This window comes from Acetivibrio sp., assembly GCF_035371925.1.
In the GTDB taxonomy this organism is placed as follows: domain Bacteria; phylum Bacillota; class Clostridia; order Acetivibrionales; family Acetivibrionaceae; genus Hungateiclostridium.
The window spans coordinates 1-9,010 of sequence record NZ_DAORXT010000107.1 but is presented as its reverse complement, the minus strand read 5'-3'; the positions used below and the strand labels follow the sequence as shown (position 1 = coordinate 9,010).

13 protein-coding genes are annotated in these 9,010 nt (G+C 38.8%); all 13 read left to right on the top strand.

What is annotated here, in order from left to right:
- The coding region (locus PLH43_RS11950; protein WP_324363400.1) for an MT-A70 family methyltransferase at positions 1 to 663 on the top strand (663 nt) is incomplete at its 5' end.
- Complete coding sequence (locus tag PLH43_RS11945; protein WP_324363398.1) at positions 641 to 1,102, top strand: hypothetical protein; 462 nt, start codon at positions 641 to 643, stop codon at positions 1,100 to 1,102. The genes PLH43_RS11950 and PLH43_RS11945, both read left to right, overlap by 23 nt.
- A 13-nt stretch (positions 1,103 to 1,115) precedes the next feature.
- Positions 1,116 to 1,250: a hypothetical protein gene (locus tag PLH43_RS11940; protein ID WP_324363396.1), complete on the top strand. Its 135-nt coding sequence runs from the start codon at positions 1,116 to 1,118 to the stop codon at positions 1,248 to 1,250.
- 13 nt (positions 1,251 to 1,263) lie between these two features.
- Positions 1,264 to 2,916, top strand: coding sequence for a phage terminase large subunit (gene terL / locus PLH43_RS11935; protein WP_324363394.1), 1,653 nt, complete (start codon positions 1,264 to 1,266; stop codon positions 2,914 to 2,916).
- A 3-nt stretch (positions 2,917 to 2,919) separates the two neighbouring features.
- Complete coding sequence (locus tag PLH43_RS11930; RefSeq protein WP_324363392.1) at positions 2,920 to 3,174, top strand: hypothetical protein; 255 nt, start codon at positions 2,920 to 2,922, stop codon at positions 3,172 to 3,174.
- Positions 3,164 to 5,059: a hypothetical protein gene (locus PLH43_RS11925; protein ID WP_324363390.1), complete on the top strand. Its 1,896-nt coding sequence runs from the start codon at positions 3,164 to 3,166 to the stop codon at positions 5,057 to 5,059. The genes PLH43_RS11930 and PLH43_RS11925 overlap by 11 nt, the downstream gene beginning before the upstream one ends.
- The gene (locus PLH43_RS11920; RefSeq protein ID WP_324363388.1) at positions 5,031 to 5,321 is read left to right on the top strand and encodes a hypothetical protein; all 291 of its coding nucleotides are present in this window, start codon (positions 5,031 to 5,033) and stop codon (positions 5,319 to 5,321) included. Before PLH43_RS11925 ends, PLH43_RS11920 begins: the two co-directional genes overlap by 29 nt.
- Before the next feature lie 11 nt (positions 5,322 to 5,332).
- A complete protein-coding gene (locus tag PLH43_RS11915; protein ID WP_324363386.1) occupies positions 5,333 to 5,755 on the top strand; it encodes a hypothetical protein in 423 nt (140 codons plus the stop codon).
- A 174-nt stretch (positions 5,756 to 5,929) separates the two neighbouring features.
- Positions 5,930 to 6,778 carry a hypothetical protein gene (locus PLH43_RS11910; RefSeq protein ID WP_324363384.1) on the top strand — a complete coding sequence of 283 codons (849 nt, stop codon included), beginning with the start codon at positions 5,930 to 5,932 and terminating at the stop codon, positions 6,776 to 6,778.
- Between the two features lie 7 nt (positions 6,779 to 6,785).
- Complete coding sequence (locus PLH43_RS11905; RefSeq protein WP_324363382.1) at positions 6,786 to 7,217, top strand: hypothetical protein; 432 nt, start codon at positions 6,786 to 6,788, stop codon at positions 7,215 to 7,217.
- A gap of 31 nt (positions 7,218 to 7,248) precedes the next feature.
- Positions 7,249 to 8,142 (top strand): Mu-like prophage major head subunit gpT family protein, encoded by an 894-nt coding sequence (locus PLH43_RS11900; protein WP_324363380.1) that lies wholly within the window; start codon positions 7,249 to 7,251, stop codon positions 8,140 to 8,142.
- A 55-nt stretch (positions 8,143 to 8,197) separates the two neighbouring features.
- The gene (locus PLH43_RS11895; RefSeq protein WP_324363377.1) at positions 8,198 to 8,713 is read left to right on the top strand and encodes a hypothetical protein; all 516 of its coding nucleotides are present in this window, start codon (positions 8,198 to 8,200) and stop codon (positions 8,711 to 8,713) included.
- A 65-nt stretch (positions 8,714 to 8,778) separates the two neighbouring features.
- The coding region (locus tag PLH43_RS11890; protein WP_324363374.1) for a hypothetical protein at positions 8,779 to 9,010 on the top strand (232 nt) is incomplete at its 3' end.

Here is a 9,010-nt window from a genome sequence, read left to right as displayed (position 1 = left end):
GCACAGGCTGATGTTGTCTATAAAGCTATACAAAAAAATATATTACCACCGGAGATTGATAAAAAACTTTCAAAAAATGAAATGACAATACATCAGGCCTATGTTCAGGTAAGGCGTGAGAAGGCAAAGGAAAATGTTAAAGAAGCTCCACAAATAGAAGGCAAGTATCGTGTAATATATGCAGACCCGCCCTGGAAGTATGGAAACAATATGCCGGATACTTTTGTTGAACAGGCAGACCATTATCCGCTTATGACTGTTCAAGAAATATGTGATATGCCAATAAAAGATATTGCAGAAGATAATGCAGTATTATTTTTATGGGTAACTTCCCCAATACTTGAAGAATCGTTCCAAGTAATAAGGGCATGGGGATTTAAATACAAAGCTTCTTTTGTATGGGACAAAATAAAACATAATATGGGGCATTACAATAGTGTACGCCATGAATTCTTACTTATATGCACAAGAGGAAGTTGTCAACCAGATGTGAACAAATTGTTTGATAGTGTTGTATCAATAGAACGTACGGAACATAGCGAAAAACCAGAGTATTTCAGGGAGATAATAGATACAATTTACCCCTACGGCAGACGGATTGAATTGTTTGCACGAAAGAAAAGCAAAGGGTGGGATGTATATGGAAACCAGATACCCGAATAGTAAAAACAAAAATTCGGAAGAAGAAGGTAATCAATTTCAAGACTTTGTTGTTGATTTATTATTCGATATGGGTATAGTAATTCAAAATTATACATCACGCAAGTATCAGTACGAAAAAGGCGAAAACAAACAAGGCATTGAAATAAAGCTTGATAATTGGTGTTCAAAATCAAAAAGGCTTTCTATTGAAATTGCGGAAAGGACTTGTATAGAAAATAGTTTTGTTGAAAGCGGCATATACAGGAAAGATAATTCGTTTTTATATATACAAGGTAATTTTGACATTGTTTTTATATTTCAAAAAAGTTTATTACAGTTATTACACAAATCCGGAAGATACGAAGAAAAAGAAGAAGAAACAATCAAGGCTTTTTATTTGCCGTTCACTGATGCAGAAAAGTATGCTGCAAAAGTAGTAAAAATCAATAAAAATCGTTAAGAGGTGATGCCTTATGATAAAGAAGACAAGCAAAGGCTATGTAGTATATTCTGAAAGCGGCAAGAGATTGAGCAAGCCGTATAAAACAAAAGAAGCGGCACAGAAAAGATTGCGGCAGATAGAGTATTTCAAGCACAAGAATAAATAGCAGGTGATATAATATGGCAAAAAAGAAGGAAGACTTATCGAAAATACCTGTATCTGAAATGACGAAAGAACAAAGAGAACAGCGATTAAAGGAAGCGAAGGAAGAGCTTGCAAGGCTTATATTTGAAAGGGATGCAATGCTTGCAAGGGAGAAGTATGCAAAGTATGTGGAGTTTGTCCATCAGGGGCGATGGATACCTGCTAAGTTTCTTGTATATATATGCGATACCGTTGATAAACTTTTAAGGGATGAACTAAAAAATGAGAATGGAGAACCGTATATTGGGCTTATTATTCAGCTACCGCCTCAGCATGGGAAATCATGTACAATAACAGAAACATTGCCATCATATTTTTTAGGCCGTAATCCATACGGCAAAGTAATTGAAATCAGTTATAATGACGAGTTTGCCGTTAAGTTTGGCAGAAGAAATAAACAGAAAATAGAAGAGTTCGGGAAACTTTTGTTTGGGATAGAATTATCTAGGGATAGCCAGGCAGCAGCGGAATTTGAAATAGAAAAAACAAGGGGAAGCATGATTAGCAGAGGTATAGGGGCTTCTATTACCGGTAATCCTGGTGATTTGATTATCATAGACGACCCTTACAAAAACAGGCAGGATGCGGATAGTCCAGCTTATAAGAAGTTCGTTATAGAAGAATGGCTTAACACTATTCGTACAAGGAGAAGCGCAAAAGGTAAAATAATCCTTATACAGACCCGCTGGAATGAAGACGATTTGGCGGGATATTTGCAAGATACGGAGCCGGAAAACTGGTTTGTTATTTCATTCCCTGCAATAGCGGAAAAATACGAAGCAGAAACCGGTAGACAGCCTGGGGATGCTTTATTTCCGGAGATAGGCAAGGATAAAAAATGGCTTGAGAAGGAAATGCAGAGCTATAAGAACGATCCGCTCCAGGGCGGGGAGAGGGCATGGAATGCATTGTACCAGCAACGGCCGACTTCGCTTGAAGGCAACATGATAAAGCGACATTACTGGCAACGGTACAGGCTTTCTTTGCAGATGCAAAAAGGCGTAGGATTTAACGAAATAGTGCAGTCATGGGACTGTACATTCAAGGATACCGATGGTACCGACTTCGTTGCAGGGCATGTATGGGGCAGGATTGGGGCAAACTGCTATCTTTTAGACCGTATTGCATATCCCATGGATATTATTAAAACAATGGATAATATACGGCTTATGACAAAAAAATGGCCTAAAGCATTGATTAAGTTGATAGAAGATAAGGCAAACGGACCGGCTGTAATACAAATGCTTAGGACAAAGATACCTGGAATTATACCGGTTAAAGCAACAAAAAGTAAGGCAGAGAGAGTAAACGCAGTACTCCCGTTATGGGAAGCTGGAAATGTATTTATTCCTGATGAGATAGAAGTATCACCTGGGGTATGGCAAAAATGCTTGTGGGCAAATGAAGTTATTGAACAGTGTGCGGCATTCAGGCCGGAAAAGAAGGAGCAAAGGGATGACGATGTTGACGCCGCAAGTCAGGCATTGAACCGGCTTATGTATGCCTTTGTGCAAAAAGAAGAGACAAAGAAAGTTGTAAACGGATTTACCACTCCGGAGGAAATGAAGGATATGGGCATTATCGATTTGTCAATAAGAAGACCAGGAATATTTAATAACAGGAGGTAAATTATGCTTGAAATATTGATAGGGGCATTAATATTTGCGGCAGGTTATATGACCTGCTTTTTTACTGTAAAAAAAGAGGTTAAAGTTAATAGCGATAAAAATGCTGTTGTTAAACGGGTTATGCCTAGTTTAAGAAATCCATTGCGGACATACGAGGTTTATTACGAAAACTACAAGAGCAAAGACAATAATCTTTACCAACCTATAAAACCGAAACGCAAAGCTTCTGTAAACGAGGTGGATACAGATGACGTATGATGAAAGAATGGAAAAGCATCAAGAGATGCGGGAAAAGTTAATGACGGAAGAAGATATAAAACTAACGGATAGGTATATGGATTGGTTTAAAAGCTCATGGCAGGACAAGGAATCAAGAGGGCTGTTTGACAAGTGGGAGCTTGCGGACTTGTACTGGGAGGGTGATGTTAACCTTCCGGAATCAGATGACGACCCTGGAAGTAATACAAATATAATTAACCCTAACATAGAAGGGCAAGTCGCATTAACTGTTGAGCATAATATATCAATTTTAGCCAATCCTCGTGAACCGTCAGATGTGCCATTTGCAGAACATGCCCAAATAATCGGGCAGTTTATTATTGACAAAAACAAAATGCGCAAAAAGCTTGAAGTATTTGCAAGGCGGCGTAAAAAGTTTGGGCTTGGGATTATATCTGTCATGTGGAATCCGAAAGCACTAGACAAAATGGGGCTGCCGGAGTTCAAGTGTTGGAATCCTGCTTATGTATTTTTTGACCCGAATATTACGGATGTTTATGATATACAAAGCGGTAGATTTGTAATTGCGGTATGCAATAAGTCAATCTTTTGGGCAGAGGAAACGTTTGGAGAAGATAAGGCAACTGCTATCTTACCAGCATATCATCCAATGGAATCGGAATGGCTGTTTGGTGAGGAAAGTTCGGAGCATGATGATATAACAAGGGATAATTATATGCATATGTTTGTATTTACAAAGAAGAAAGGGAAAATACGGCTTATTCAAATGAGCTCCTGCGGGATAAAACTGTGGGATAGTGAGGAACATTCAAGTATTGTATTCCCTAAAGATATTTACCCGTTCTTTATATGCCCGGACATGGCAAGGGAAGGTACAACCTATGCAAAATCAACAGCGGAATTGCTATTCCATATACAAGATTTAATTAATGATTTGGATGACCAAATAAGAATTAATGCAAGGTTGACAGGTAATATCCAAAAAGTTGTCGGTACAGCTTCTGGTATTGATATAGACAAATGGACTAACGAGCCAGGATTAAATATACCGGCAGCTGATCCTGCGGCATGGCAAATGGTTAAACCTCCAGAAATGCCGAATTATATCTTTGAACGCAGGAATCAGGCATTGTATAATGAAAGGCAGATTATATCAAGATTTTCCGACCAGCTTACCGGTATAAGGCAAAGAGGTGTTGATACTGCAACAGAAGCATTAGCATTGCAACAGTCAGGCTTGGCAGGCATAGACCATGATAAAGCAATGATAGAAGAAACACTGGGAGAAGCACTTGAATATGCTTTGGAGCTTGCTAAAGAAAACTGGACGGAAGAACAGGCGTTCAGGATAACAAATAAGAGAAATACATTCCTTTGGTATAACCCTAGCAAGTTAAAAAAAGTGCCCAGGCTTATACCAGTATCGGAAGAATACAGGCAGCAATGGTTAAGCATTAATCCGGATTTACCTGTACCGGAGTATATGCAGGCAATGGATAAGGACGAAAATGGTAACGAAGTGCCTGCAACGAAGAATGCAACATTTGATATTATTGTAAGCATAGGTGCAGGAATACCTAATAATAAGGCGTTTAGATATAATGCAGTAAAAGAAACATTTGTTAATGGTGCTATGGATATACAGGAATACAGGCAGCGTATAAGGGAGCTTGGTGTATTGCCTGAAACGTCATGGGAGCAGGAGCAGGAAAAGATAAAGAAGCTGGAGCAGTTACAGATGTTAAGGGCTACAAGAGGCAGAGATATTGCAGGGCTTGATATACCCGAAGGGGAGGGACAGAATTATGACATAGAAGGCTTAACTGTAAAAGGTGCACCAGCAGCACTTGCCGAAATGAAAGGAGAGCTGCTAAATGGTAATTCGCCAAAATCAACCGTATGAACAGGAACAGAAATTTATAAAACATATGACTAAACACCCGTGGTGGCAATATGATATTGATAATATTCGCAATAGCGAAAGAAAACTTGTTATAGGTACCGATGATATTTTAAGGCATTACGGGCAGAGGCTTATTTGCCCGAAGTGTGAAAGAGGGGCATACAGGCACAAGAAAAAGGATATGGCAAGATGCCCGCATTGTGGCTGGGAAGGGCAATCTGTAACGGTAGATGAGTATATAACTGGAAAATTATATAGATAGGAGGGATTTTATTGCTAAAAAATTTAAAAACTACTAAATGTGTCAAGTGTGATAAGGAAATAAACGGTATGAATTTGAAGCCGCCATTTTTAAATTCTTCTACACTTGGGATTAATCTTGTCAATTTTTACGGCAACAGGGTAAAAAAGTTTATGCGTGCCGTGTGTGATTGTGGGCAGGAATACATTGCTTACCTTTCACCGGCTAATAATGGATATAAAATATTAGACCTTGCAATTAAGGAGGGTGATAATGAATGTGAAGCTTCAAATGAGCCAAAACAGGGAAATGTTGAGGTAAAAATAAATATTGATAGACTAAGCCGGCAGGAGCTTATAAAAGAAGCCAAAAAACTTAATATTGCCGGCAATATTGTAACCATGAAGTCAGATGAGCTAAAAGCACTGGTAAAAGAGAAACTTGGGATTATATAGTTTTAAATTTTGTGTTTAATATATTATTTCTAAAGGCTTGTCCTTAAAAGGATGAGCTTTTTTTATTGACCTTCACAAGTCGTTAAACTGTGAAATACGCTTCGGCTTGCGATAAAGCCGCAATAAAAATTCGTGTTCTCACACGTAGAAAAGGAGTAAAGGAGTGTTGATTTTATGAATAAAGGCTTATTTAAGATTAATTTACAGTTGTTTGCTGGTGATGACGTTGAATTTGATATACCCGATGGTATTGAAGATTTGGAAACCGAAGAGGATGTAATAGAGGTTGATGTAGAAGATTTGGAAGATGAAACAGAAAACATATCCCAAGATGATACAGCAGAGGTTGAAAGTAAAAGCAAACAACCAAGACCAGACAGCAAGGATAACGAAATCATAAGAAATGCGGTAATAGCTGAAAGAAAGAAATGGAAAAAACGAGTTGAGGAACTGGAAGCAAAATTGAATTCAATCAAAGATACGACTATAGAAGAAACAGAGGCTGATGATTTGGATAAACAACTTGCTGAACTAGGCTTTGATGAAAAGACAATAAAAATTCTCAAATCAAAATTCAATAAAACACAAAATGAAGCTGTTACCGTGAAAAAGCTTGTCCAGAAAAAATTCCGTGATTTGGAGTTCAAAGAGCTTGCCAAAGACCCATTGTTTAGCGATATTGATTTGTACAGGGATGAGCTTGAAGAATTCATGGACAAAACTGGATTAAGCGCAGAGGAAGCTTACCTTGCTAAGTTCGGTAAAAACAAGATAACCAAGAGCAGGGCTGATATTGAGCGAGAGGTTGAGCAAAGAGTCCTTGCCAACTTGAAGAAGAAACAGGATATGGTATTTGACTCAACGGATAACGGCGAAGTCGGTACAAACAAGAAGCGTTTCAGATTAAGCAAGGACGAAATGGAGCTTGCCAAGCTGGCAGGCATGACACCGCAGGAATACTACTTTGCCAAACATTCAAAATCTATAGACCAATTAAACAAAATATTAAAAAAGAAAGGGTGATTTTTAGATGGCTAAAAGGCTAGTTTATAAAGGCAGCCTGAACGGGACTGCCCCTGTTTACAGGTATTTCCCTGTAAATAATTCACAAACGATATATGCAGGCGATATTGTTGTTTTGTCTTCAAATAAAGTATCTATAGCTGCTGATGCTGCTGCGGCTGGTACTGTATTAGGTGTTGCCAATACTGATATAGTTACAACCACCGCAACTGCTAATGACATTATAGCTGTGGATATAAACCCTGCAAGCATATATGAAATGACTTACGAAGGTGCGGGAACGCCTGCAATAGGCAATAAATATGACTTGGGTACAGCCGCATATACCTTTGACGTTACAGATACTACGGGTGGATATATCCAAGTTGTAGGCAATGTTGATACGACTAATAAGGTTGCTGATGTAATACTCTGCAACAGGGTATTTGGTATGGCGTAATTAATTAATTCAAAAGGAGAGTGGTTAAGATATGAAGATGACAAGGGATAATTTTGGGGAATTATTGACCCCAATCCATAAAAAAATAATATGGAATGCATACAATGAAAAACCCGAGCAATATTCAAAACTATTTAAGGTTGACAAAATGGACAGGAAAGAAGTGACATACCCGCATCTTGGTGGATTTGGAATGTGGGGTACCAATACCGAGGGTAATGTAATTAATGAAGACAGCATGAGTGAAGGCGAAGTTGCAACATTTACGGCTGCAAGATATGACAAGGGGTACTCGATTACATGGGAGCTCGTAAAGGATGACTTGTATAATGTAATGAAAGGTATTGGCAAGGGCGGCAGTGCACAAGCATTGGGTAAAGGTTTGAGAGTAACCTGCGAAGTGCTTGCTGCTGAAATAATTAATAACGGTTTTAGCAATGTTGGCTATGATGGTGTTGCTTTGTTCTCGAACAGTCACCCGTTAGCTGATAGCGGCAGTCTTGGGAAAAACCTTGTTACTGGTGCATTGACAGATGCCAACCTAAAGAGCGCGCTAACGCTGATGAGAGATCAGGTTGACGAAGCCGGGCTAAAAATACAGGCTATAGCGGATAAGTTGTTTGTTGCCGCTAACCTGGAATGGACTGCATACACCATATTAAGAAGCGAAAAGGTTGCAGGCGAATTGTCTAACGATACTAATGTACTTCCCAGGCTTATTCCTGTAATAATGGATTACCTTGATGATAATATATGGGGCGTACAGGATTCTTCCATTGAGAATTTGTTATTCCTGTGGAGAGAGAAGCCGATATTCGATAGCCAACCGATACCAAAGACAGTTGACTGGTTTATGTATGGTTATGCAAGAATGACCTGCGGCTATAATGACTGGAGAGGGCTTGTTGCTAGTACAGGAGTATAATATAAGGGCAGTTATTACTGCCCTTTATTTTTATTGTAAAGGAGTGAGATAACGTATGCCTAAACTTATAGATAATTTATACATGAAGGATAGCTCAGAAAATGAAAGACAGATAGCTGATACGGATGGATACATTTATCAAAGAGGCACAAAAATAACTGCTACTGCTGCACAACTTAATACTTTGTATGGTACTGACAGAGCTGTAAAAGTTATCAGGCTGGCGTTAGGTAGTGCAAATACAGGCGGTGGCGTATTGTCGTGGGCTAATCCTGAAAGCTCGTCAATCATAGTGGAAAGGGTTATTATAGACGTTACCACAAAATCAACTGCGGCATGTACTATTGATGTTGGCACAACTGCTACAAGCAGTACTACTTCAAGCGATAATCTTATTGATGGGCTTGATGTAGGTACGGCAGTAGGTACTTTTGATAATATAAATGATGTGGGTACAAACGGAAAAGCAAGGCAAAAACTTGCTTCGGGCAAATGGGTAACTGCATCAACGGCAAGCGGTTCAGCAGCAGGGTTAGCTGGATATGCGTATATACACTATATCGTAATATAACATTGGTTCGGGGCGGGAAACTGCCCTTTTATTTTATTTTATGATATGAAAGGGATGATAATATTATGGCTGATACTTATACAATTATAAACGGTCATAGTGTTAAGCTGATAGATAATGGCGATGGCACTTATAGTTTTGCAGCATTGCCACAGATAACTACACATACATTTCATAATGCTGCAACAAGCACTGGCAACGGTACAGAGTTTACCGTAGGCAATATGAAAACTTTAACTATAGAAATATACGGCACAAGCACATCAAGGACGATAGAGTTTTATGGCAAAGGGGACA